Origin of the sequence: endosymbiont of Ridgeia piscesae, assembly GCF_001443665.1 — a bacterium.
Taxonomy (GTDB): Bacteria; Pseudomonadota; Gammaproteobacteria; order Chromatiales; family Chromatiaceae; genus Endoriftia; species Endoriftia persephonae.
The window spans coordinates 1-23769 of the sequence record NZ_KQ557150.1; the positions used below are offsets into that span (position 1 = coordinate 1).

26 protein-coding genes are annotated in these 23769 nt (G+C 59.7%); 5 read left to right on the plus strand and 21 right to left on the minus strand.

What is annotated here, in order from left to right:
* Positions 1-641: 641 nt before the first annotated feature.
* From Ga0074115_RS13845 to Ga0074115_RS13855, 3 genes are all read right to left on the minus strand, one after another.
* On the minus strand, positions 642-1097 hold the full coding sequence (locus tag Ga0074115_RS13845; protein WP_057957056.1) for an acyltransferase: 456 nt from the start codon (positions 1095-1097) through the stop codon (positions 642-644).
* Between the two features lie 89 nt (positions 1098-1186).
* A complete protein-coding gene (locus tag Ga0074115_RS13850) occupies positions 1187-2527 on the minus strand; it encodes a B12-binding domain-containing radical SAM protein (protein WP_060528633.1) in 1341 nt (446 codons plus the stop codon).
* Positions 2528-2558: 31 nt separating this feature from the next.
* Positions 2559-3626 carry an N-acetylneuraminate synthase family protein gene (locus tag Ga0074115_RS13855; protein WP_057957059.1) on the minus strand — a complete coding sequence of 356 codons (1068 nt, stop codon included), beginning with the start codon at positions 3624-3626 and terminating at the stop codon, positions 2559-2561.
* A 49-nt stretch (positions 3627-3675) separates the two neighbouring features.
* On the opposite strand from Ga0074115_RS13855, the gene Ga0074115_RS13860 reads away from it, so the two are divergent.
* Positions 3676-4380, plus strand: coding sequence for a WbqC family protein (locus tag Ga0074115_RS13860; RefSeq protein ID WP_057957060.1), 705 nt, complete (start codon positions 3676-3678; stop codon positions 4378-4380).
* Here Ga0074115_RS13860 and pseC read toward each other — a convergent pair.
* The 13 genes from pseC to flgB all read right to left on the minus strand — a co-directional run bounded on the left by pseC (position 4377) and on the right by flgB (position 16791).
* The gene (gene pseC / locus Ga0074115_RS13865; protein WP_057957061.1) at positions 4377-5531 is read right to left on the minus strand and encodes a UDP-4-amino-4,6-dideoxy-N-acetyl-beta-L-altrosamine transaminase; all 1155 of its coding nucleotides are present in this window, start codon (positions 5529-5531) and stop codon (positions 4377-4379) included. The two genes, Ga0074115_RS13860 and pseC, sit on opposite strands and share 4 nt — an antisense overlap.
* On the minus strand, positions 5528-6523 hold the full coding sequence (gene pseB / locus Ga0074115_RS13870) for a UDP-N-acetylglucosamine 4,6-dehydratase (inverting) (RefSeq protein ID WP_057957062.1): 996 nt from the start codon (positions 6521-6523) through the stop codon (positions 5528-5530). Before pseB ends, pseC begins: the two co-directional genes overlap by 4 nt.
* A 117-nt stretch (positions 6524-6640) precedes the next feature.
* Positions 6641-7546, minus strand: a complete 906-nt coding sequence (gene flgL, locus Ga0074115_RS13875) for a flagellar hook-associated protein FlgL (RefSeq protein ID WP_057957063.1) — start codon at positions 7544-7546, stop codon at positions 6641-6643.
* A 3-nt stretch (positions 7547-7549) separates the two neighbouring features.
* Positions 7550-9544, minus strand: a complete 1995-nt coding sequence (flgK, locus tag Ga0074115_RS13880; RefSeq protein ID WP_060528634.1) for a flagellar hook-associated protein FlgK — start codon at positions 9542-9544, stop codon at positions 7550-7552.
* Between the two features lie 44 nt (positions 9545-9588).
* Positions 9589-10533, minus strand: coding sequence for a flagellar assembly peptidoglycan hydrolase FlgJ (gene flgJ, locus Ga0074115_RS13885; RefSeq protein WP_057957336.1), 945 nt, complete (start codon positions 10531-10533; stop codon positions 9589-9591).
* The gene (locus tag Ga0074115_RS13890) at positions 10533-11657 is read right to left on the minus strand and encodes a flagellar basal body P-ring protein FlgI (protein ID WP_057957337.1); all 1125 of its coding nucleotides are present in this window, start codon (positions 11655-11657) and stop codon (positions 10533-10535) included. The genes flgJ and Ga0074115_RS13890 overlap by 1 nt, the downstream gene beginning before the upstream one ends.
* 13 nt (positions 11658-11670) lie before the next feature.
* Positions 11671-12381, minus strand: coding sequence for a flagellar basal body L-ring protein FlgH (gene flgH, locus Ga0074115_RS13895; RefSeq protein ID WP_060528635.1), 711 nt, complete (start codon positions 12379-12381; stop codon positions 11671-11673).
* A 15-nt stretch (positions 12382-12396) separates the two neighbouring features.
* Positions 12397-13182 carry a flagellar basal-body rod protein FlgG gene (gene flgG / locus Ga0074115_RS13900; RefSeq protein ID WP_005962906.1) on the minus strand — a complete coding sequence of 262 codons (786 nt, stop codon included), beginning with the start codon at positions 13180-13182 and terminating at the stop codon, positions 12397-12399.
* A 76-nt stretch (positions 13183-13258) separates the two neighbouring features.
* Positions 13259-13999, minus strand: coding sequence for a flagellar basal-body rod protein FlgF (gene flgF / locus Ga0074115_RS13905; protein ID WP_005962909.1), 741 nt, complete (start codon positions 13997-13999; stop codon positions 13259-13261).
* A gap of 13 nt (positions 14000-14012) precedes the next feature.
* On the minus strand, positions 14013-15275 hold the full coding sequence (flgE, locus tag Ga0074115_RS13910; RefSeq protein WP_057956797.1) for a flagellar hook protein FlgE: 1263 nt from the start codon (positions 15273-15275) through the stop codon (positions 14013-14015).
* 28 nt (positions 15276-15303) lie between these two features.
* On the minus strand, positions 15304-15975 hold the full coding sequence (locus tag Ga0074115_RS13915) for a flagellar hook assembly protein FlgD (protein WP_057956798.1): 672 nt from the start codon (positions 15973-15975) through the stop codon (positions 15304-15306).
* A 10-nt stretch (positions 15976-15985) separates the two neighbouring features.
* Complete coding sequence (gene flgC, locus Ga0074115_RS13920) at positions 15986-16399, minus strand: flagellar basal body rod protein FlgC (RefSeq protein ID WP_057956799.1); 414 nt, start codon at positions 16397-16399, stop codon at positions 15986-15988.
* Positions 16400-16401: 2 nt separating this feature from the next.
* Positions 16402-16791, minus strand: a complete 390-nt coding sequence (gene flgB / locus Ga0074115_RS13925) for a flagellar basal body rod protein FlgB (RefSeq protein WP_057956800.1) — start codon at positions 16789-16791, stop codon at positions 16402-16404.
* A gap of 318 nt (positions 16792-17109) precedes the next feature.
* Here flgB and flgA point away from each other — a divergent pair, with 318 nt between their 5' ends.
* From flgA to flgN, 3 genes are all read left to right on the plus strand, one after another.
* Positions 17110-17841 (plus strand): flagellar basal body P-ring formation chaperone FlgA, encoded by a 732-nt coding sequence (flgA, locus tag Ga0074115_RS13930; protein ID WP_057956801.1) that lies wholly within the window; start codon positions 17110-17112, stop codon positions 17839-17841.
* Between the two features lie 136 nt (positions 17842-17977).
* Positions 17978-18283, plus strand: a complete 306-nt coding sequence (flgM, locus tag Ga0074115_RS13935) for a flagellar biosynthesis anti-sigma factor FlgM (RefSeq protein WP_057956802.1) — start codon at positions 17978-17980, stop codon at positions 18281-18283.
* A 14-nt stretch (positions 18284-18297) separates the two neighbouring features.
* On the plus strand, positions 18298-18786 hold the full coding sequence (gene flgN / locus Ga0074115_RS13940; protein ID WP_057956803.1) for a flagellar protein FlgN: 489 nt from the start codon (positions 18298-18300) through the stop codon (positions 18784-18786).
* Positions 18787-18790: 4 nt separating this feature from the next.
* Here flgN and Ga0074115_RS13945 read toward each other — a convergent pair whose 3' ends face one another.
* The 5 genes from Ga0074115_RS13945 to Ga0074115_RS13965 form a co-directional block, all read right to left on the minus strand.
* Entirely contained in the window at positions 18791-19426 is a 636-nt protein-coding gene (locus Ga0074115_RS13945; protein WP_057956804.1) for a TIGR04282 family arsenosugar biosynthesis glycosyltransferase, read from the minus strand.
* A 48-nt stretch (positions 19427-19474) separates the two neighbouring features.
* A complete protein-coding gene (gene arsS, locus Ga0074115_RS13950) occupies positions 19475-20437 on the minus strand; it encodes an arsenosugar biosynthesis radical SAM (seleno)protein ArsS (protein WP_057956805.1) in 963 nt (320 codons plus the stop codon).
* Positions 20438-20612: 175 nt separating this feature from the next.
* Positions 20613-21461: a hypothetical protein gene (locus Ga0074115_RS13955; RefSeq protein ID WP_057956806.1), complete on the minus strand. Its 849-nt coding sequence runs from the start codon at positions 21459-21461 to the stop codon at positions 20613-20615.
* A gap of 180 nt (positions 21462-21641) precedes the next feature.
* Positions 21642-22154: a SixA phosphatase family protein gene (locus tag Ga0074115_RS13960; RefSeq protein WP_057956807.1), complete on the minus strand. Its 513-nt coding sequence runs from the start codon at positions 22152-22154 to the stop codon at positions 21642-21644.
* Between the two features lie 60 nt (positions 22155-22214).
* A complete protein-coding gene (locus tag Ga0074115_RS13965; RefSeq protein ID WP_060528636.1) occupies positions 22215-22898 on the minus strand; it encodes a zinc metallopeptidase in 684 nt (227 codons plus the stop codon).
* A 171-nt stretch (positions 22899-23069) separates the two neighbouring features.
* Between Ga0074115_RS13965 and Ga0074115_RS13970 the strand changes: the two genes are divergently transcribed.
* Positions 23070-23321, plus strand: a complete 252-nt coding sequence (locus Ga0074115_RS13970) for a hypothetical protein (protein WP_006473582.1) — start codon at positions 23070-23072, stop codon at positions 23319-23321.
* The last annotated feature ends 448 nt before the right edge of the window (positions 23322-23769 follow it).

A 23769-nucleotide genomic window follows, 5' to 3' on the forward strand; every position in this document is an offset into this window, starting at 1 on the left:
TCCACTACATCTTTCCTTTTCTGATCACGCTGTTCTTTTATCGTAGCCATGGAAAGCAGTATACACTGCCAATACTTTCGGAACGATTAATAGCTCCCGCAAGTACGGTTCCTCTGAGAAGTGGACCCGCTCCACCCCGGCAAAAGGGCCTGAACGAAAACCGCGCTTTGTCTGCGCGTCCTCCGCCGGCTCGCCCTTGTCGAATTCAGAGTAGGCGGTAGAGAACCTGTCGACCCCGAGAAAGAACCGGCCGGGCTGAGGCGATCGTAACAGCACTCCAGGGTCTGTTGAATGGCGACGGTGGGGTTGTGGGTCAGTGAGGCGCGATCGACGATCAGGGCGAAGGGCCCCGGCCAGGAGATCTCACGAGTACAATCGCCGCAGACAATCGTCTCAGCATACTCAGGAAAACGTTCCCGCAACCACTCGACCGCCATCGCACTCCCCTCGATACCGTACTAGCTCAGCCCCTGCTGCGGGAACAGACTGATATTGGCACCCGCCCAGGTACCCAGCTCCAGCACATTCGGATTGAGTATGCATCTGGCGCAGTGGCGATGATAGAGAGACCAGATCTGACCAGGGCCAGATACTATGTTGATGGCCGGTGGCGCAGGCCTGCCTCCACTCATCTGAAAATATCATTTTAGGCTTCCCTGACACCGCTCCCGATAGTAACCGGCCTTCACCTGCATCGGATTACCATAGACCAGAGAGTAGGGGGGGATGGTCACCCCATCCACTACGCTGTCTGCGGCAACAACCGAGTGGTGGCCAATCATCGCCCCGCCCTTGATCACAGTGTGAGAACCGATGAACACATTGTTTTCGATGATGATATCCCGCCGCTCCACCTCATCTGAGATACCGATGCAGCGCTTGTGAGAGTCGACACAATTGATCGCCACGAAGGAAGCGATGTCGCAATCGTCACCGATCACCAGCCGCGCCCCGGTGGCGTTGATCTCCGACATCCCCCCCACTGAGACATTCTTGCCCAGTTCCGGCTCGCCATTGATCCAGACCAGTGGGTGGAAGGGATTCTTCTTGAACTGGATGAAGCGGATAAACAGATTGCCGAACTCCGCCAGGTTCATGGTTGCTCCTCGCCACAAAAGTTATGCTGTTCACCAATGCTCAAATTGAAAATGGAAACACAGAAGACGTAGACGTTCCATGGCGGGCTTCAGACCCCGGTCTCGGCCAACATCAAAGCATCCCCGGCGCGCCGTTTCTGCACCTGCGCCTCGATCAGCCGCTCCACCTCATCGCAGGGAAACTCAGCCACATCGCGCTGCTGCCACTTGTCGCGGGCCAGCTCGACGTAGGGTTCGATCAGCCGCCAGTCGTCACCAGGGAAGCTCTTGCGAGTGTTGTCCATGCGGAAGTTGAGCCCGGCGATCCAGTAGATCGGCGACTGCATCAGTTTCAGTCTGCCCCACCCCTCCATGCTGGCGGGCGGCTCGAAGCGCGGATAGCCGTCGACCCCGGCCAGCGCATCCTCATACATCGGCGAGCCGGGATAGGGAGCGTAGTTGTAGATCGAGACCCGCGCATCCGGATCGGTATCGACAATCCAGTCGATCAGGTCGAGGGTATCGCGCAGCATCGCCGGGGTCTCGCGCGGCATGTTGGCGATGAAGCTGTACATGATCGAGACCCCGGAGCCGCGCACATTCTGTGCCGCCTCACGGATCGCCTTCACGCCATGCCCCTTGCGGATCACCTTGCGCAGGAAGTGGTCGTTGCCCGATTCGCAACCGATCTCGATGGAGAAGCAGCTGGCCTCCACCAGCGCCTCCACCATCTCCGGCGACAGGTAGGGGGCGCGGATATTGCCGTCCCAGCGCACCCCCAAGTCGCGCATCAGCCGGCCTATCTCCTGGATGCGTCTGACCCGGTCCATACGCACGTTCCTGCCCTCGTCATCCTTCCAGACACCGAAGCCGATATTCGGGTCACTGAAGGAGATCTCGTCGAAGCCCACATCGTGGTGGATGATCTTCAGTTCCCGCTCCAGTTCGTCGATCGGTTTCGGCTTCCAGGGCGAGGTGAGGGCGCAGAAGGTGCAGGGGAAGGGACAGCCTCGCGAGGTAAAATACTGCATGTCACCGCGCGCAAACATGTGTTTGGTGCGTTCGTTGTAGGGAAAGAGGTGTTCGCCGTAGACCCGCTCCCGCCAGACCTTGTCGACAAACGGCTCGCTCAGGCACTGCTCCGGCAGGATACGGGCATGGTGGCCACCGACCCCGGTGATGATGCCCGGCTTGAGGCGCTTGGCGTGTTTCAGGATGCGTGCCGCCTGGCCGGTCTGGTAGCCGGTGAAGCAGCTGACGCCAATCTCGTCCGCCTCGCCGATCAGCTCGTCGAGCAGCTCCGGTGGATCGTAGCGTGCGTCAAAATAGGCGACCCGCTTACCCTGGGACTCAAGCAGCGCGCCAGGATAAAGGATGGAGAGCGGCGTCAGATTGACGGGTGAATCTTTGGTGGCCTTGGGGTAGACCAGCAGCATGTCGATCTTGGCCATTCAGTCGCCTCTCTCCACCAGCCAGCTCAGTTCAATCAACCCAGTTGCCCTCCCGGTCAGACCAGTGAATCAACTCACCGGCGGCGATGGTGCGGGTCGCCCGGTGGCCAAAAAATGCATCCATATGGTTCGGTTTCAGGCCACTACCCGGACGCCGGACACCCAGATTCTCAGGCGAGAAGGGCTCATTCTTGGAAATATCACGGATCGCTACCACGCTGCGACGAAACTCATCGCGGTGCTTACGTTCCACCGCAGTCGGCTCCACCGCTTCACTGCCGAGCATCCGATGGGCCTGGCGGATTGCCTCAACCCACTGCTGCAGCTCACCGATATCCGCCGAGAACCAGTGGTCCGGCCCTGGCAGGTCGTGATCGAGGGTGAAGTGTTTCTCGAACACCCGCGCGCCGAATGCCACCGCCAGCACCGCCCCCAACACCCCCTGGGTGTGGTCCGAGTAACCCAGGATCAGCTCAGGGTATTCACGCCGCAGGCTAGTCAGCTTGCGCAGGTTGGCGTCTTCTGGCGGCACCGGGTATTGGGAAACGCAGTGCAGCAATACTGTCGGGTGGCCCTTGAACGTGCCGATGGCCCGCAGCGCCTGCTCCACCTCGTCCAGGTCGGCCATACCGGCGGAGACGATCATCGGCAGGCCGGTGGCCGCATAGTCACGCAGCTGCGGCAGATTGGTAAAATCGTCGGAACCGACTTTGATCGCCGGGATCTCCAGCTCCAGCAGCAGATCCAGATCGCTGCGGTTCTGCGGCGTGGAGAGGAAGATGATTCCCTCTTCGTCGCAACAGTCGCAGATCTGCCGCCACTGCTCCGGCTCGAACTGGTGGCGGCGAAACATCTCCAGCATCGACTCGGTCACCTCATGCCCCTGGGAGCGGTAGCTGTAGGTCTGCTGAGGATCGCTGCAGAACTCCTCCGCCTGAAATGTCTGAAACTTGACCGCATCCGCCCCAACCTGCCGGGCAGCACGGATCATCTTGAAGGCACACTCCAGATCGCCGCAGTGGTTGATCCCCGTCTCAGCGATAATGAAGGGTGGCTGATGCCGGCCAATCACCCGTCCGCCTATCTGGATCTCTGTCATTTCGCTACCATCTCTCACTCACTCTCAACCCAACCCCGGCACCTGCACGATGATCCTCTCCATCAACCAACCCGCCTATCTGCCCTGGCTGGGCTACTTCCAACGCATCGCCCGTTCCGATCTGCACGTCATCCTGGACCATGTGCAGTTTGAAAAGAACAGCATGGTCAATCGCAACCGCATCCGCACCCACGATGGCTGGTGCTGGCTCACGGTGCCGGTCAAAACCCGCCACCGTTTTGGCGATCTGGTCATCCACCGCTTAACGCTGGCCGACAACCCGCGCTGGCGTCGCAAACATTGGGACAGCCTGCGCTTCAACTACGCCAAAGCGCCCTACTTTGCCGAGCATGCCGGCTTTTTCGAGGCCAGCTACCAACGAGATTGGCAGTATCTCATCGACCTCAATCTACACCTCACCCGCTACCTGCTCGACGCCTTTGCCATCAATACCCCTCTGCTACGCAGTTCGCAGCTGGCGGTCGACGGCGAAAAGAGCCAGCTGCTGCTCAATCTCTGCCGCAGCTGTGGCGCCGACCGCTACCTCTCGGGCCCGTTTGGCCGTGACTACCTGGATCTCGACGCCTTCTCCGCCGCTGGCATTCAGGTGGAGTTCGACGACTACCAACACCCCCGCTATACCCAGATCCAAAGCAGATTCGAGCCCTACATGAGCGCGGTCGATCTACTCTTCAACCAGGGCTCGGCCAGCCTCAATATCCTGCTCGCTCAGATTCATTCAGAGGCTCCCTAAGCTAGAGCCTGCCGCAGCGCCTCCACCACCTCATCCTGCTGCGCCTCACTCAGCTCCGGATAGAGCGGCAGCGTCAACACCGATTGATAAAACGCCTCGGCCCCGGGAAGATCACCTTCGGCAAACCCCTGGTCACGATAGTAGGGCTGCAGGTGGATAGGAATATAGTGCACCTGGACGCCGATGCCAGCGGCACGCATCGCCTCAAACAGCTGCCGGCGTGTGATGCCCGCCCCGGCATCGAGCCGCACCACATAGAGATGCCAGCCCGACTGTCGTCCGGGCAGACGCGCCAAGGGCGTCAGCGGCAGACCGGCGAGCAGCCGCTCGTAACGCTCCGCCAGCGCCCTGCGCCGCGCGACAAACTGATCGAGGCGCTGCAGCTGGCTCAGCCCCAGCGCGGCCTGGATATCGCTCATGCGGTAGTTATAGCCCAGTTCGATCTGCTGGTAGTACCAGGGGCCGTCCGACTCCCCCTGCATCAACGCCGGATCACGGCTGATGCCGTGGCACAGCAAGCGCCCCACCTGCGCCGCCAGTTCTGGGTCGTTAGTGGTGAGCACGCCACCCTCGCCGCTAGTGATCGGTTTCACCGGATGGAAGCTGAAGACCGTGGCATCGCTATAGCGGCAGTCGCCGATCCTGGAATCCGCAAAACCGGCCCCCAGGGCATGGGCCGCATCCTCGATCAGCTTGAAACCATACTGCACCCGCAACCTGTCAATGCCAGCCAGATCCACCGGCTGACCGGCGAAGTGAACCGTCACCAGAACCTTCGGCAACCGCCCCTGTTGTTCCGCCAGCTCCAGCTTGCGCTCCAGCGCATCGATCGAGAGGTTGCCGCTGGCCGGCTCCACGTCGACAAAATCGACCTCGGCGCCACAGTAGCGGCCACAGTTGGCGGAGGCAACAAAGCTGATCGGCGAGCTCCAGAGCCGCTCCCCCGGCCCCAGCCCCAACGCCAGGCAGGCCAGATGCAACCCGGCAGTGGCGCTGCTCATCGCCACCCCGTGGGCGGCGCCGCAGTAATCGGCCACCGCCCGACCAAAGCGCGGCGCCATCGGCCCCTGGGTGAGCCAGTCGCTGCGCAGGACATCGGCCACCGCATCGATGTCGCTCTCGTCAAGGCTCTGGTGGCCGTAGGGGATCATGTTAAGGAGTCAATCAGCTCGACGATCTCATCCACTGTAAGAAAGTGCGGATTGCTGCCAGAGCTGTATTCGAATTCGCACCCCACCTCGCGTCCGCTCTCTCCCAGCGGGTTGTGGGCGTAATCCACCGGATGGGTGAAGCGGATGGTCGGCGCGATCACGAAGTGGTCATCGAATTCCGAGAGCAGATGCGAACAGTCCCGCGGACACATCACCTCATGCAGCTTTTCGCCGGGACGGATACCGATAATCTGCATCGGCAGTTGCGGCGCCATCGCTTGGGCCATATCGGTGATCCTCGCTGAGGGGATCTTCGGCACGAAGATCTCGCCCCCCTGCATACGAGCGAAGCCCTTCAGCACAAAATCGACCCCCTGCTGCAGGGTGATCCAGAAACGGGTCATGCGCGCGTCGGTGATCGGCAGCGCGGCCGCCCCTTCGTCGATCAGTTTGCGGAAAAAGGGGATCACCGAACCCCGCGAGCCGGCGACGTTACCGTAGCGCACCACCGCAAAGCGGGTCGGCTGACCGCCAGCGATGTTGTTGGCGGCGACGAAGAGCTTGTCGGAGGCAAGCTTGGAGGCGCCGTAGAGGTTGATCGGGCTGGCGGCCTTATCGGTGGAGAGCGCAATCACGCTGTCGACGTTGTTATCGAGCGCCGCCTGGATCACGTTCTCTGCGCCGTGCACATTAGTCTTGATGCACTCCATCGGGTTGTATTCGGCAGCCGGCACCTGCTTCAGGGCGGCGGCGTGAATCACCAGATCGACCCCGCGCATCGCCTGCCGCAGCCGCTGCAGGTCCCGCACATCGCCGATGAAGTAGCGCATCTGTGGTGCATGCAGCAGCTGCTGCATCTCGAACTGCTTCAGCTCATCGCGGGAGAAGACGATTATCTTGCGGGGGTGATAGCGCGCTAGCAGGGTGCGCGCGCAGAACTGGCCAAAGGAACCGGTGCCACCGGTGATCAATATGCTTTTATCGGAGAACATCCACTCGCTCAATTTCCGCGAAGCCTCAACTGTGACAGGCTTCTCATAATCCAGGCTGCAGCAAGCATAGCCAGCAGCGCCTGGCAACGCCAGTGATCAGTCAGGATAGAGGGCCACTCACAAGAAGTTGAATAGCGACAGTCCCTGCAGTTTGATAAACGATTGCTGGGCCGCGTTTAGCGCCTGCAGTTGACGTTCGTAGCGGCTCACCGCCTCGGTGATATCCAGATCCTCAGCCTCCGACTTGGCAGTCTGCATGGTCAGCAGGAAGTCTTCATTGACCTCATACTGTTCGGAGGTGGAGTTGAGACGGGCACCCACTGAGGTCCTGAACTGCAACAGATGGTCCTGCGCCCGCTGGATATCATCGATCAGCACTGCATCGGGATTATTGGCCTGCATACCGATGGCGATCTGGTCGACAGTCTCGAACAGGTTGCGCTTGGCGCCTGTACTGGTGTCGATATTCATAAACACATCGAAGCCGTTGTTGCGGTCCTGGATCGAACGTCCATTGGAGATTTGCAGACTGCGCTCCCCCATATCGCCTCGATAGCTGTAGCTGCCGGCCCCGACCGAGACGAAGGGCTCAGAGCCCCCCTGGAAGCCGGCGAAGATGTATTCACCGTTACTGTCACGGGTGTTGGCCAGACTGAACAGCTGATCACGCAACAGCAGCACCTCCTCGGCGATGGCGTTGCGCTGCTCCGCGGTGAGAGCATCGTTCTGCCCCTGCACCGCCAACTCATGGATACGCGGCAACAGGTTAGTAACCCCTTGCAGGGTGGTCTCCTCCAGCTCCAGGCGGGCGCGCACTCGCTCGCTATTGTTCTGGTACTGCTCCACGGTGGAGATGGTGTCACGCAGGCCAAGAATATAGGCAGCCGCGGCCGGGTCGTCCTGGGGGGAGAGCACACGCCGGCCGGTGGCGATCTGTTGCTGCGTCTTGACCAGCTTGCTCTGGGTCTCAAGCATGCGGTTGAGACCATTCTCGAAAATCAGGTTGGTTGACATCCGCGACATAGATTACCTCACTGCTGAGAGCAGCGTATCAAACAATGAATTGGCCACCTTGATCATCTCTGCTGAGGCCTGATATGCCTGCTGAAACTGCACCAGTTTGGCCGCCTCCTCATCCAGGTTGACCCCGGAAACCTCTTCCTGTGAGGCCCGATTGCGTTCCAGCAGCCCCTCCTGGGCGGCCAGACTCGCCTCTGCCTGGCGGGTCGAGGCACCCACCCCAGCCACCAGCTGCGAATAGACATCAGAATAGCTGGCGCTCAGATTCAACATACGATCCTGGGACTGCATCGCCGCCAGCGCCAGAGCGTTGCGGTTATCACCGGTGGCAGCATTGGTGTTGTTGCGGACGATCAGCTGGTCACCCACCGTCGGGGTGCCGGAGATCCTAAAATTGAGCCCGCCAAAACTGTCGAACTGGCTCGGATTGGCGCTGGAGGGAAAGGATTTGCCGGCGCTCTCGGTGGCCGGGTCATAGAGGATGTAGTTGTTGGGTGGAGCCGGGCCGTTGCTGATCACAAACCCCGAATTGCCGGCGCCATCCGCATTGTCAGAGAAGCTGAAAACCATGTTGGCCGCCAGTGGCAGCCCACTGCCGCTGCTGATGCTCGGCTGGCTGATCACTGCCGTGCCACTGTTGGCCGGGTTGCCACTGGCGTCGATGGCAACCGCCGACTGCAGACGACCAGCGGCGGCGAAGCCACGCACATCGTCGATCAGCAGCTGCATGCTGTCAGCCGCACCGCGGCTGGGACGAATCAGGAAGGAGTCACCCTGCGCCACCCCACTGGAGTCGATGGTCAGGCTGAAGCCATCGATCTCGGCGGTGGTAAACGGAGAGGCTCCGCCGGTGTCGATGCTGGTGGTGGAGTTATCGGAAAGCCGCCGCAAAGTGTAGCTGTTGCCACCATCATATTCGAGCTCATAGTCACTCGCGGTCAGATCAGAGAGTGTGCCGTAGCTGGCAGTCACCGCACCACCACTGTTATTCGCGTTACCCAACACCTGGATCTCCGGCGTGGAGAAAATCGCGCCGCCCACGTCACCATCCAGGTCGATGCCAAGCTGATGCTGCTGGTTCATCTGCATCGAGATACCAAGCGCCACCAGGCCCAGCTGGTTACGGGTGGTGTCGAGCATCTCACGGCGAAAACTCAGCAGCCCACCCAGCTCGCCCCCATCCAGTTCGCTGCTGATATTGGTGTCACCGAAGTCGTTGGAGAAGATCACATCCCGCTGCGAGGCATCGGCCGGGGAACTGACGGTGGAGATATCCGACGCCACATTGCCCACCACCAACACCTGGCCGCGACCAATAAAGACATTCATCGCACCATCCGACTGCTCAACCGTGGTGATGTTAACCAGGTCAGAGAACTCGTTGATCAGCTCGTCACGCTGGTCCAGCAGGTCGTTGGGGGTCTGATGACTGCCGTGACCGAGGGCGCTCACCACGGCATCGTTAGCGTTAGCGATCGACTCGGCGAGCCGGTCTATCTCCTGCACCACATCGTCGAGGCGTCGGTTGACCTGAGCCTGACTATCCGCGAACTGCTGATCGAGATCATGCATGCGTTCCACCAGCGAGCGGCTCTCCGCCAGGAGCAACTGACGCGAGGGGATCGAAGCGGGATCGTCCGCCAACTCCTGCATGGCATTAAAGAAGTCATTGAGCGCCGGCGACAACCCTACTGCCGGATCAGCGAGGATGCTGTCAAGACGCTGCGCATTACTGTAGAAGGCATCCAGTTCGCCAACCGTGGAGCGGCCATCGCGCACCCGCTTGGCGGTGAAGTCATCATACTGGCGGTTGATGCCATGCAGCTCGACACCGGTGCCGAGCCAGCCCGCCGGGGTCAGCTCCGGGTCACGGCTCGACAGATTGATCACCTGTCGGCTGTAACCCGGAGTGTTGACGTTAGCGATGTTGTGGCCAGTGGAGTTGAGCGCCTGCTGATAGGTCTTCAGCGCAGAGACTCCAATGTTCAGGATGGAAGCCACGTTTTCACCTCTCTCTCAATCATCAAAATCAGCATCCCACCACCTTATATCGGCCTATTATCCTGCCCCTGAATAGGGACCAGGGCCTGACGCATCTCTTCCCCACCCATCACCCGCAACACCTTCTTCGCGTAGTGCGGATCGGTAGCATAGCCAGCCTGCTGCAGCGCGCTGAAATAGGCCGCACTGTCACCACTCTGCTGCATCGCCTCGGCATAACGGGGTGAGCCGCTGAGAAAGGCCAGATAGTCCTGAAAGCTCTGCTGGTAGGAGTCGTAGACTCGAAACGCTTCACGCCGCTTCACAGCTACGCCGTCGATATACTCCAGGGTCTCGCGGAACACCCGCTCCCCCTGCCAGCGCGCATCGGCCTTGATGTTAAACAGATTGTGGCTGCTGCGCCCGTCGGCAGTGTGGATCAGATGCTGGCCCCAGCCGGTCTCCAGCGCCGCCTGGGCGAGCAACGCTTCAGGTTCCACCCCGACTGCGGCAGCGGCCTGTTCGGCGCTGGACCAGAGATTGCGAACAAACGCCTCAGGAGTGTCGATCGACGCTGCCGGTGCCGGTGCTGACGCGACAGTGGCTTCCGCCCCGCCACTCTTCAGCTTTTTCCCGTGCAGCCCACTTGGCGTCACCGCTGCCGGATGATCCCGATAGCTATCGAGCCCGGAGATCGGCTTGCTGGTTTCATCTACCTGCCCACCAAGCTGGCGTTGCAGCATCGCACCGATGCCCAGTCCGCCACTCTCGGAGAGGTGCAGCGCCAGCTGCTGATCGTACATATCACGATAGAAGCGGGTATTGCTGCTCTCCAGCAACCCCTCCGACAGGTTTGCCTGGCGCATCTGCTTCAGCATCATCTGCATGAACAGCGATTCGAATTGCCGGGCCACCTGGGCCAGGGAGCCTGCCTGATCCTGGCGCGCCTGATGCTTGAGCGCGGCCAGCCCCTGAAAATCGGTATAGACACTGGCGGGGAGAGCGTTCATCAGATCACCAGCAGCTCAGCACGCAGCGCACCGGCCTCTTTCAGTGCTTCGAGGATCGCCACCAGATCACTGGGTGCGGCACCCACCTCGTTGACCGCCTTGACCACCTCATCCAGCGACACCCCTGGGTTGAACAGGAACATGTGATTGCCACCCTGCTCCTCCACCGCCACATCGCTCTGCGGCACCACCGTGGTCTGACCGGGAGAGAAGGCACCGGGCTGGGAGACCTCGGCACTTTCGCTGATGCTCACCACCAGATTGCCGTGGGAAACTGCCGCCGGATAGACCCGCACCTGGCTGTTGATCACCACCGTGCCGGTGCGCGAGTTGATGATGACCCGCGCCGGTGCCGTGCCGGGCTGCACCTCGAGCTGCTCCAGCATGGCGATGAAGCTCACCTTCTGCGCTGGATCGATGGGGGCACTGACACGGATCGAGGTGGAGTCCACCGGCTTGGCAGTGCCGGGGCCAAGGGTCAGGTTGACCGACTCAGCCAACCGCATCGCGGTGGTGAAGTCGCCATCGTGCAGGTTGAGGGTGACGTAACGCCCGGTGTTGAAGTTGTTCGGCACTTCACGCTCCACCGTGGCGCCATTCGGAATACGCCCGGCGCTGGGGATGTTGACGGTGATCCTAGAGCCGTCCTGGCCCTCGGCACTGAGCCCGCCCACCACCAGGTTGCCCTGGGCCATGGCGTAGTTGTTACCGTCGGCGCCCTTCAACGGAGTCATCAACAGGGTGCCGCCACGCAGACTCTTGGCGTTGCCCAGAGAGGAGACGGTGACATTGATACGCTGCCCCACCTTGCTAAAGGGTGGCAGCTCACCATGCACGATCACCGCCGCGACATTCTTCGGCTTGATCTTGGTGCCGGCGGGAATCTGCACGCCGAACTGGTGCAGCATGTTGCGCAGGCTGTTGAGGGTATAGGGGGAGTCGGTATCCTTATCGCCGGTACCGTTGAGCCCCACCACCAGGCCATAGCCGATCAACTGGTTGCCACGCACCCCCTGGATCGAGGCCAGATCCTTGATGCGTTCTGCCGCTACCGGGGCCGCAACCACCACCAGGCTCACCAGAAGCAGGAGTGAGGTCAGATTATAGAGTCGCTGTCGGGCCATGGCACTGCTCCACTCAGAAGGGGAAAATCGGGCTGATAAAGAACTTCGCCAACCAGCCCATAGCGTTGCTGTCGGCAAGCTGGCCATCACCCACATAGATGATGGTGGGATCAGCGATGCGTGACGACTCCACCTGGTTCTCCGGGCTGATGTCCTGGGAACGCACGATGCCGGAGAGACGGATGTACTCGTTGCCCTGGTTGATGCCAATACGCTTCTCGCCACGAATCATCAGGTTGCGATTGGGCAGCACCTCAATCACGCTGACCGTGATGTTGCCGGTGATAGCGTTGCTCTGGGAGGCAGAACCTTCACCCTTGAAGTCGTTCGCCGCAGAGGTAGAGAAGGCGAGAGTATTATTGTCATTACTGGCCAGCGGGATCAGCCCTGGGGTGTTGAACTGGGGGGTGGAACCGAAGATGGTCGGGTTGGCGATGGTGTTGCTGTTGGACTTCTTGGTCCCGCTCTTCGCCGACTTGTTGGCGGAGGTGCTCTCGGAGAGGATCACGGTGAGCAGATCCCCAACCCGGCGTGCGCGCATATCCTCAAACCAGCTCACTTCGTGCCCGCCCTGATAGATTGAGCCGTTGCCGGAGGACGCCGGCGGCGGCGTCACCGGGCGCACCGGCGCGTAGTTGATGTCGCGCACCGGGCCGCTAGTCTGGCAGGCAGCCAGCAGCAGCGTGAGGCCAATCAGGCTCAGTCTGGCGATTGCAGGCCTCATTTCACACCTCCCTCATCAGAGCTGGTTGTTGATGTAGGAGAGCATCTCATCGGTGGTGGAGATCGCCTTGGAGTTCATCTCGTAGGCGCGCTGGGTCTCGATCATGTTGACCAGTTCCTCCACCACGTTGACGTTGGAACTCTCCAGCGCCCCCTGCATCAGGGTGCCGGTGCTGTCACTGCCGGGGATCGCGGTGTTCACCCCACCACTGGCGGCACTCTCACGAAACAGGTTATCGCCGATCGGTTCCAGCCCCTGGGGATTGGCGAAGTAGGCCAGCTCGATCTGGCCGATCTGGGTCGGGTCGGTGTTGCCCGCCTGCAGCACCGAGACGATGCCATCGCTACCGATGGTGACGCTGGTGGCGTCATTGGGTACGGTCATCGCCGGCTGTAGCTGATAGCCGTTGGGGGTCACCACCACGCCGTCTGCGCTGAGGCTGTAGGTGCCGTCACGAGAGTAGACGATGCTGCCGTCGGGATGCAGGACCTGGAAATAGCCCTTGCCCTGGATCGCCACATCGAGACTATTGCCAGTCTGCACAATGTTGCCCTGGCTATGCTGCTTCTGGGTCGCCACCACCTTCACACCAGTGCCCACCATCAGGCCAGAGGGAAGCTCTGTGCTCTCACTCGACGGGGCTCCCACCTGCCGCAGGTTCTGATAGATCAGATCGTTGAACACCGCCCGGTCACGCTTGTAGCCGGTAGTGTTGACGTTCGCCAGATTGTGGGCGATCACCGACATGTTGGTCTGCTGTGCATCAAGACCTGTTTTTGCTATCCGGAGTGCCGGGTACATGATCTTCTCCTGTCCGCCCCTTGGGGCATTCGATCGTTTGTCTCTGCCTGAAGAAGTTGCAATTTACCTGCCAAGATTACGCCTGACGCAGCAGAGTGGCCGAGGCGGCGTCGAGCTCCTGGGCATTTTTCATCATCTTCACCTGCATCTCGAAGCGTCGCGACAGCTCAATCATGTTGACCAATGCGTCGGCGATATTGACATTGCTGCTCTCCAACGCGCCCGAGACCAGCTCCATAGCGGCATCCGCCTCGGCCTCAGCGCCATCTTTCATGCGCATCAGGCCATCCTCGCCCTTCATCATCTCCTGCATCGGCGGGTTGACCAGCTTGATGCGGTCAACCACCGCCAACGCCTCCGGGGTGGCCCCCAGCGGCAAGATGGTGATGGTGCCGTCGCTGCCGATCTCGATCTGCTCGTGGGGCGGCAAGGAAATCGGCCCGCCATTGCCGATCACCGGCAAACCTTCGCCGTTGCTGAGCATGCCATTGGCGTCCACCTTCAGGTCGCCGCGACGTGTGTAGGCCTCTGTGCCATCGGGTGCCTGCACCGCGATGAAGCCGGCCCCCTTCACTGCCAGATCCAGATCGTTGCCGGTGCTCTGTAGACTGCCCTTGATGAAGCTGATATCGGGGCGTTCGTCCATCGCGTAGACTCGCGTCGGATAGCCGCTGCCAAACACCGGCATACTGCGGAACTGGTTGAGGTCCTGCATAAAACCTGGCGTGTTGACGTTGGCCAGATTGTGGTTGTTGTTCGCCTGGGCGAGCAGGGTCTCTTTGGCCCCGCTCATCGCGACATAAAGCATGCGGTCCATGATTCAGCTCCTATCAGCGCAGATTGATGATCGACTGGGTGACCGCGTCAGCGGTGGTGATCACCTGGGCATTGGCCTGGAAGTTACGCTGCGCGGTGATCAGATTGACCAGCTGCTCAGCGAGATCCACGTTAGAGTTCTCCAGCGCCCCGGACTGCATCAGGCCGAAGCTGGAGGTACCCGCCTCACCGAGCTGCACATCACCAGAGGCAAACGACTCGACCCAGCGGGTGTCACCGACCTGGCGCAGCCCCTGGTTATTGTTGAAACGCGCCATCGCCACCTTGCCCAGCCCCACCGAACGGCCGTTGGTGAAGCGGGCGAACACCACCCCCTCGCTGTCCACGTCGACACCGCTGAGGCGCCCGGAGGTAAAACCGTCCTGGGTCAGATCGTTGACCGCAAAACTGGAGCCGAACTGGGTGGTGTTGGCGTAGTTGAAATTGAGCCCGCTAATCGGCGCCGCACCACCACTGGGAGTAAAGGTATCCAGCGGCACCAGCCCGCCGCTGGTCACATCACCCGCCCCTGTACTCAGGGCGCCGTTGCTACTGAAGCGGATATCGGCCGCTGCATTGCCTCCCACCGTGACATTGTTACCATCCACATAAGTGAAGGCGTTCCACTGATTATCTGCCACCTTGCGGTAGAAGATATTCATGCTGTGAGCACTGCCCAGGGAGTCGTAGATGGTGGTGGCGGTGGAGTGGTTATAGCTGAGTGGGTTTGGTGGATAACTGGCGGCATTGAAGGCTACCGTCGGCACGTCCTCCGCGGCCCCCAGGTTGAGCGATGCAGTCACCTGTGAGGTGGCGCCCGGCGCGCCGGAGACCACCGGCAGGTTGAGGTCCACTGTTGTGCCGGTGTTGAAGCTGGTGCCTTCGGCATCCACCGGCGGGAATATCTGCAGGCGTGAGCCAGTATGGTCCACCACATAGCCGTTGCGATCCACATTGAAGGCACCCGCACGGGTATAGCTGCGATCACCATTGGGCTGTTCCATGGTGAAGAAACCCTCACCATTGATGCCCAGATCAAGATTGTTGGCGGTGAACTCGATACTGCCCTGGCGGAACTGCTGCGCTACCTTGGTGGTGCGTACTCCCTGTCCCGACGTGGCATTGCTGGCGTCGGAGAGAGAGGAGGCAAAGATGTCGGCAAACTCGGCGCGCGACTCCTTGAAGCCGGTGGTGCTCGAGTTGGCGATATTGTTGCCGGTCACTTCCAGGTCGGTGGTGGCTGCGGCCAGTCCGCTGAGTGCAATACGAAATGCCATCTTATTTCTCCTGATTCATTTAATCGGTTCAGTAGATCTCTTTCACATCGTTCATCGAAACCTGTCCAAGGCCGACCAGATTGAGTCGCACCCCACCGCTACCGCCCAGACTGACGCTCTCCACCTCAGCCGCCACATGCACTGCCGGGGCCATCTCTGCACCATCGACGGTGGCCTGGGCTGTGACTTGATAGAGGCCGGAGCCGGCAAAATCGCCCTGGTCATCGTAGCCATCCCAACTGAAGGCCAGCGCACCACCCTCATGGCTACCCAGCTCCAGCTCCCGCACCAGCGCACCGTTTGAGTTGGTGATACGCAGGGTGACATTGCTGGCATTAGAGGGAAGCTCGATGGAGCCTTTCAGGGTGTCGCCACTGCCAAACCAGCCGGCACTGCTCGGCACCAGCACCTGGCGCCCCAACAGATTGGCGGCCTGTAGCGCCTGATCGGAGGTGATGCTGGAGCTGAGGCCAGTAAATGACTTGTTTAGATCGTCGATGCCGGAGACTGCGGCGAACTGGGAGATCTGCGTCGCCAGCTCGGTATTCTCCATCGGCTTGAAGGGGTCCTGATGGGTCAGCTCGGTGACCATCAGGTTCATGAAATCCTCCATCTCCAGCCCCTGATCGACCGGCTCCTGCTGGGTGGCACTAAATCCCAGGCTGCTAAAAAGTTCTTCGTTGCTCTGTATAGTTTCCATCAGCTTCTCCTTACTGGCCCATACGCAGGGTTGCCATCAGCAACTGCTTGGCGGCGCTGGCCACCTCCACATTGCCCTGGTAGGAACGGGAGGCAGAGATCATGTTGGCCATTTCCTCCACCGGATTGACGTTGGGGCGGAAGATGTAGCCCTCTTCATCCGCCATCTGGTGATCCGGCGCATATTCCCGGATTAGCGGCGCTTGGCTCTCGATCACCCCCACCATGCTGACGCCAACGGCAGGCGCATCCGGGTTGAACTGATCAACCATGGCGCGGAACACCGGCTGACGGGCACGGTAGGTCTCGTCGATGCTGCTGCTCACCGCATCGACATTGGCCATGTTGCTGGCCACTAGGTTAAGACGCAGGCTCTGGGCACTCATGCCACTGGCCGCGGTATCGAAGATCTTAAACATCGACATGGCTATTCACCTTTTATGGCCTGGCGCAGACTGCTGATCTTGCCGTTGAGAAAACGCAGGCTGGCCTGGTACTCCAGCGAGTTGGAGGCGAAGGTGCTCTGCTCCCGCTCGGTCTCCACCGTATTGCCGTCGAGGGAGGGCTGCGATGGGACGCGATAGAGCATCTGTGTCGGCGGCACGACGCCCTGCTCGTCCTGGATGTGGCCGGGATGTGTGGTCCGCAGGCGCACCGGCTCGCCCTGCGCCTGCTGCAACACCTTATGGAAGTCGAAATCCCGTGCCTTATAGCCCGGGGTATCGGCGTTCGCCAGGTTGCTGGCGATTAGCTCACTGCGTCGCGCGCGCAGCAGCAGGGCCTGGGGGTGGATGCCGAAGGCGTCGTCAAGATTCATGGTGCGCTCCCAAGAGATAGAACTCACCTCTCTTCAGCAGAATACGTGCCACACACCGCAATGCAGCGCCGCAACCTAGCAACCACAAGGTTTGCAACGGGATACAAGATGCTCAACCGCAACAGATCCAGGCAGATTTGCGGCAAACATCCACCGCCAGGCGGCAAGGGTTGCCGCCCCTGAGCGGGGGTCGATCGATTGAACGAACATTCAGCGCAAGAGATCTGCCCAAAAATCAGGGGCGCCCACACTAACTGGCAAACGGCACACAATTTGCTGCTCTTAATGGCAGCCAAAATAGAAATCAGGGAAATTCCCATGCAGATCACAGCCAATCGATACGTGCCCCGCAGCAGCCTCTGCTCCGGGCTGATCTTATTCACCCTTCTTCTAGTCAGTGCGAACGCCCCGGCCGGGGGCCCCAGCCAGCCCCACGCCACCATCATCCAGGCGGCAGAGGCCTATCTGAAGATGCAAACCGCCGACCGCCCGGAACGGATCACCCTCAAGCTGCTGCCCCTCGACCACCGCCTCAAACTCAACCGTTGCGAGACCCCTTTGCAGAGCTTCTCCCCGCCCGGCGCACGCAGCCAGGGCCGAACCACGGTCGGCATCAAATGTGAAAGCCCGAAACCCTGGACCCTCTATGTCTCAGCCGAGATCGGCGTGATCGGCAAGGTGGTGGTGGCAAAACGGGATCTGGCTCGGGGCGCCGCCATCGGCCCGAACGATGTAAAGCTGGTTGAACAGGAGACCAGCCATTTACTGCGCGGTCATTTCGACAGTATCGCCGAGGTGACTGGCAGAACCCTAAAGCGCACGCTGCGTCGCGACAAACCGGTCACACCCAGCCTGCTGGTCGTCAACAAAACCATTCGCCGCGGACAACAGGTCACCATCATCGCAGGCAACAGCGACATCAGGGTGCAGATGAAGGGCAAGGCGCTGTCCAATGGCAATCCAGGCGATCTGATCAAGGTGCAGAACCTCAGCTCCAAGCGGAAGCTGCAGGCGCGGGTGGTATCCGCCAGTCTAGTGCGGGCAGATTGAAGGCAGGATATACAGACACCAGGATTTTACTGGAGGGTGTTAGTAAGCAACCTCCTCAATGCCTTTTCTGAGTGCTAAAGTATCCTGAGATTTAGCCGAACACAGCATTAGGATTAATGTATTCAGAGGAAAATCGATGGCAATTGAGATCAGCAGTCTTTCCAGCAGCGCGCTGCAGGGCACCATTGACAGCGCATCCGCCAATCGTGCAAATCAACCATCAGAAACCACCCGGGCCACCCCTGGCCGCCAGACCGACAGCGTCAGCCTAACCAGTTCCGCCTCGCAGCTTCAACAGCTTGAGCAGAAGATCTCTAAGATGCCGGTCGTCGATGCCCAGCGTGTGGAGAGCACCCAGCGCTCCCTGGCCACCGGTAACTACAAGGTAAACCCGGATGACTCAGCCGAAAATCTGTTGGAGATGGAACGTGCCCTGGCCTGATCCAAGGCCTCCTCATGGATAATCACCCCAAACTCCGGGAAAGATTCTCCCGCATCCTGCAGCGGGAGAGTGAAGCGACCGAGCAGCTGCTGGTGCTTCTCAAGCAGGAGTATGCCTTGCTGAAAAGCACCGCCCCGGCAGAGCAACTGGAGGCGCTCAACCAGCAGAAGGAGCAGCAGATCATCAACGTGGCCCAGGCCGTTGAGGCGCACAACCGGTTACTCCGCGAATTGGGGCTGAACAATAATGGAGAAGAAACCCGGAAGCTGATCGAGCAGCTGGACGGCTCCGGGCTGTTACAACAACAGTGGCAGACGTTTCTCAAGCAGGTCGATGCCAGTCAGAAGCAGAACGGGATCAACGGCGGGCTGCTCACCCTCAGCCAGCGCCAGGCTGCACAGGGGCTCGATATCCTGCGCGGCATCGGCGAAAACCAGAAGTCCTACGGCCCCAGCGGCGAGTCCCGCAGCCACAGCCACTCGCACTCGCTGGGTAAAGCCTGAGACTTCAGGTCAATTCAGTCGAGAATCCTAAGCCCAGTGACCTGAGGCGCGGCAGATCCTCCGGCCGATCGAGATCCCACAAGGTCGGCAGTTCGCTCCAGCGCCATCCCAGCCGCTCCAGACAGGCCCGCGTCAGCTGCGCCACCTGCCCCCCCCACGGCAGGCCATGAAACAGGCATTCGGCACTCCGCTTCAATCCCAGCAGCACATACCCCCCGTCCTCCGCCGGGCCGAGCACCGCATCGTCTCCTGATGCAAGCCGCCCGAAGGTATCGGTCAACTGCTGCGGGGTAAGTGCCGGCGCATCGACACCGATCAAAATCACCCGCTGCTGCCGCCTCAACGCTTCCTCACAGGCGAATGCCATGCGCTCACCAAGATCCTCTCCCTGCTGCCGGTGGAGCGTCACCCCCGGTAGGCTAGCAAAGCGCTGGAACAGCGGATGCGTGCTGTCTGGGGTGCACCAGAGCTCCACCGCACACGACAACTCCCTGCACACCATCCCGAGCAGCCGCTCCAGCAGCTGCTGGTAGAGCTGGCGCGCACCGTCCGCACCCAGCGCAGGGATCAGGCGGGTCTTCACCTCGCCGGCGACCGGCGCCTTGGCAAAGATCAGTATCGCTTCACCAACCGGCTGCATCTTCAACTCTGACTGGTGCCGATCAATCTGCAGACTATGGCTGCAGCATCAGTCGAGTGCCCCACCGCAACTGCTACCCTGCCCCGCGGTACAACCGTAGCAGTGCTCGGCAATCTGGATCGGCCTGCCGCGCAGATCCGTATCGAGCAGGGTGCTGAGGGTTGGTCTGGGACTATTCTCATCACTGATCGGCATATCGAGCATCTGGTTGAAGTCGCAATCATAGACCCGCCCCTGCCAATCGACACTGATCAGAGAACGACACATCACCTCTTGCAGGTTGTCTGGGCTAAATGAGGAACGCAGCAGGTCAAGATAGGTGTGAAACTCTCCCTTGGAGTGGAGCAAACTACCAAAGCGCCGGATCGGCATGTTGGTGATGGTGAAGAGTTGATTGAAGCTGATGCCGAAGCGCTCTGCCAACTGCTTGCGATAGTCCGCCTCCAGCGGGCCCTGTGGCGGCGGCAGGCTCGGCCCAAGCGGATTGTAGACCAAGTTGAGTGACAGCCCACTTGCCGGGTCGCCATAACCCAGCTGATTGAGCTGTTTCAGACCGCGAATGCTGGCGTCATAGCTCCCCTTGCCACGCTGACTATCGACATTCTCCTGTAGATAACAGGGCAGAGAGGCAACCACCTCAACCTGGTTGGCAGCCAGAAACTCAGCCAACCCCTCCTGACCCGACTCTTCTAGCACAGTCAGGTTACAACGATCGATGACATGCACCCCCATCGCCCGGGCCTTTTTCACCAAGTAGCGAAAATTCGGGTTGAGTTCAGGGGCACCACCGGTGAGATCCAGGCTCTGCAGCTGCTGGCGGGAGAGAAACCGTAACACATTCTCCCCCCCCCCCCGCTCCATCTGCTCGGTCCTTTTGGGGCCGGCATTGACATGGCAATGCTGGCAGGAGAGGTTGCAACGCAGGCCCAGATTAACCTGCAAGGTCTTCAACTCACCACGCTCAATGGCGGGAAATGTGGTGGGCTGAAGTAGATGGGCCGTATTCAACATGACAGTTCCGATTCACAAGTGAAAAAGCTGGAGCCGCGCCCAACCATTACCGGCACGACATATCACAGGAAATACGCAACAAAGCGCCGCCTGGATTCAGGCCGCTATTAGAGGGGAGTGAAAAAAAAACCGCAATAATTACCTGAGCAAGCCTCAATTCCGATGGAATAGAGCATTAGCCCAAGCGACGGCGCTGCCGGAATCTGAATAGGGCATAACCAAATAGCAACAGAGGTATCGCCCATTTGAGCAGATAGGCAACCTTCTCGATGAGATACCACTTCCAGGAGTAGCCGGTGTGGCCGCTGGGGTAGATATGGTTATTCTCAGTGGACTGGTAGATCCCCGCCATGTAGGCCACATCCTGACAGGTCTTGGTCTTCAGGGGAGGGCTACAGTTGAGGATCGATGGCGCGTAGTATTCACTGACCAGTTCAGGCTGCTGTTCCAGAGTTTGCAGATCATGCGGGATGACAACCCCGTAGTCAGGATCGAGGATCCACCAGTCGCCGTTGGTGGTCTTAGCGGTCGCCACTACATGCTCTTCCAGTCCAACAATGCTCGACTCGATGCCGTTCTCTTCCAGAATACCGCTAATCACCAGAGCATGCTGAGAGCAGAGCCCGATCCCTCGCTCCACCGCCTTGCGCCAGTCGAAAAACTCATATTGACCGACCCGCTCACTCCAGAGGTATCCCAGCGTCCACAAGATATAGTTTTCCCAAGGCGGCACATGGCCATGGTATCTGTATTTGGCATCATCGCTGTGCCAGAGGTGGGAGATAGAACCATTCACCAGTTGGTTCAGGCGCTTGAAATAGGTTTCGATATCCTCACCGGGTTTGCGATCGGCCTGTGGCAGCACCTCAGCCAGTATCAGCTGTTTGTCACCTTTGAAAGTGGCGCGATTATCGAGCAGCAGATCCGGCTCCTCCATCGTTCTGAATAGCCCGATCAGATTAACCAACAGAAGCAGCGCCCCCAGGACCAGGGCAGCAGTAGCATCGATGCTGAGGCGCTTCATCAATTCATCTCCATTGGGTAGTGAGTCGTGCGGAAAGTAAGGAAACCGAGTTTATCCATTCATGGTGTCTGGTGCGAAACAGCAATCTAGCGGACCGGCCATTCCGTGACGCCGGTCACCCCTCATACAGGTTGGCATCTCCAGGGCTGCCACCCAGCGGTGTTTTCTCCCCCAGATCGATCAGTCGGGGAGATTTCGGCCACGGATGATTGAGAGCAACCGGCCAGCACCAGCATCCAGTGATTGCCAGTCGCCTGCCAGCCTGAATCGCGCCAGGGTCGCTGTCGGCATCAGGTTGGCATCATCCGGCAACACAACCGGCTGATCAGCCAGATAGATCAGCAGATTCTCAAGACCAGGATTGTGCCCCACCAGCAACACGCGCTCAGTCTTGGCGGGGGTATCGGCCAGCACCTGTAACAGAGCATTAATGCCCGCCTCATAGATTCGCTCATCGTAGACGATCCGCTCAACCGGCAAGCCCACCGCCTCGCATGTCAGTCGTGCCGTGGCACTGGCACGCTCCGCCGGTGAACTGACGACATGATCTGGAAGCAGTCCCTGCTGCCGCAGCCAGGCGCCGATGCGCTGTGCACCTCGCCGGCCCCGCTTTTTCAGTGGACGCCTGAAGTCATCAACAGCCCGGCTCCAATCTGATTTGCCATGGCGCATCAACAGCAGCTCAATATGCATGGGAATACCCTCAAAGATGTGCCGTCAGATCCAAATAATCCATACAACCACTGACTAGTTTTATCGCCTCAAAATCCGCATCCAGCGCCAGAAGTTAAGCAGACCCGCTAAAGAGGCGGCCACATAGCTCATGGCACAGGCCCTGAGGATACGCCGCACCGCCAGTTCCTGCTTAGGGTTGATGTAGCCGCCCTTGGTGAGGATCGGCAACGCCTTACCGAAGCTCGCGTCCCACTCCACCGGCAGAGTCACCAGCTGTACAACAACCCCGACACCGATAGTCGCGAGCGCCGCCAACAGCATTAGGGCTCCGACGGCAGGCAGGCGGGTGACTGCGGCGATCAGAGGCACGCTAAACAGCAGAAACGAGCCGATCTGCTCACTTATCAGTGCAAAACGCACCAGTCGCTCGCGCCAGCGAAAAGGCGGATAACCGCTGGCGTGCTGGATCGCATGGCCCACCTCATGGGCAGCGGTGGCAATCGCCGTGAGAGTACGCCCATCCAGCTTATCCCCGGTCAGCCTGACCACCCGCTGCACGGGATCGTAGTGATCACCCTGGTCGGTCACCTCCACCTTCACCCCGTGCACTTCGAACCGCTTGAGCAGATGCTGCGCCAACTCCCCGCCATTACCGGGGAAGGGCTCCGATTCCCGATTGTAGTGATTCAAGATATTTTGAACCCACCACTGGGGAAGGTAAACAAGGGCGATCAGCAGCAGAGTCAACAGGAGCAGATGCATTGGTGCCAGCCGAATCCAATCTCAATCAACAAAGCAGGTTCAACCCTAACACCCTTTCGAGGAGGCGATCACACTCTTCGGGAACCAAAACCGCAAATTGCACTCTTACTATTTATCTGTAATTTATCATCTACTAATATACTTATTAGCAGACAATTTGAGGAGAAAACCATGCTACCCATCCTTTTTGGTCTGATTGCAGCCATGGTGTTCGGCTTGGTCGGTTATTTCACCTACGGTCTGGACGGGATTATCAATCACACCTGGTTTAACCAGGTCTTCTGGTTATTGATCGTGGTCGGTGCCGCCATCTCGCTGCTTGACGAGGTCAACCGTTGCCTGCCCTGCCGGCTACGCAAAAGATTCAACCTCCAGTGGCTCGACCAACTCTGCGCACAGATGCCCTGCAACAGTCAGCTATAAACCTGCCTGGTTGATGGTGGATCGCGAAATCTGGCGCCAGGCAGATATAACTAGTCGCTGCTCTGGAACGAAAAAATCGCAGGGAGCAATGTTTCGCGCAAGCCCCGAAGGGGTAAGGCGCAGAGATACGCCGATCAAAGTTGTAGCTATAGCTACAACTTGTGTAACAAATCTGCCGGAAGTAGATTCGGACAACCGTAGGCGGCCCAATGAGCACCGCCCAAGGGTGGCTGCGTAGCAGCAAGCACAAGCGTCCCAGAACCTACACATGAAGGGCTTATGCCGCATAAAGGCAGAATGGCCCGTAGCGGCCAAGCCAGAGCCGCGATAGGCACAACCCGGCGACTTTAGGTGTAGTAGTTCAGACCTGATCTGACACCTGACTTGAAAAGAGTGAGGGTTACCGGTTTTGATGGAAGTGCTAACTGACCATCGAAACCAAAGAGGT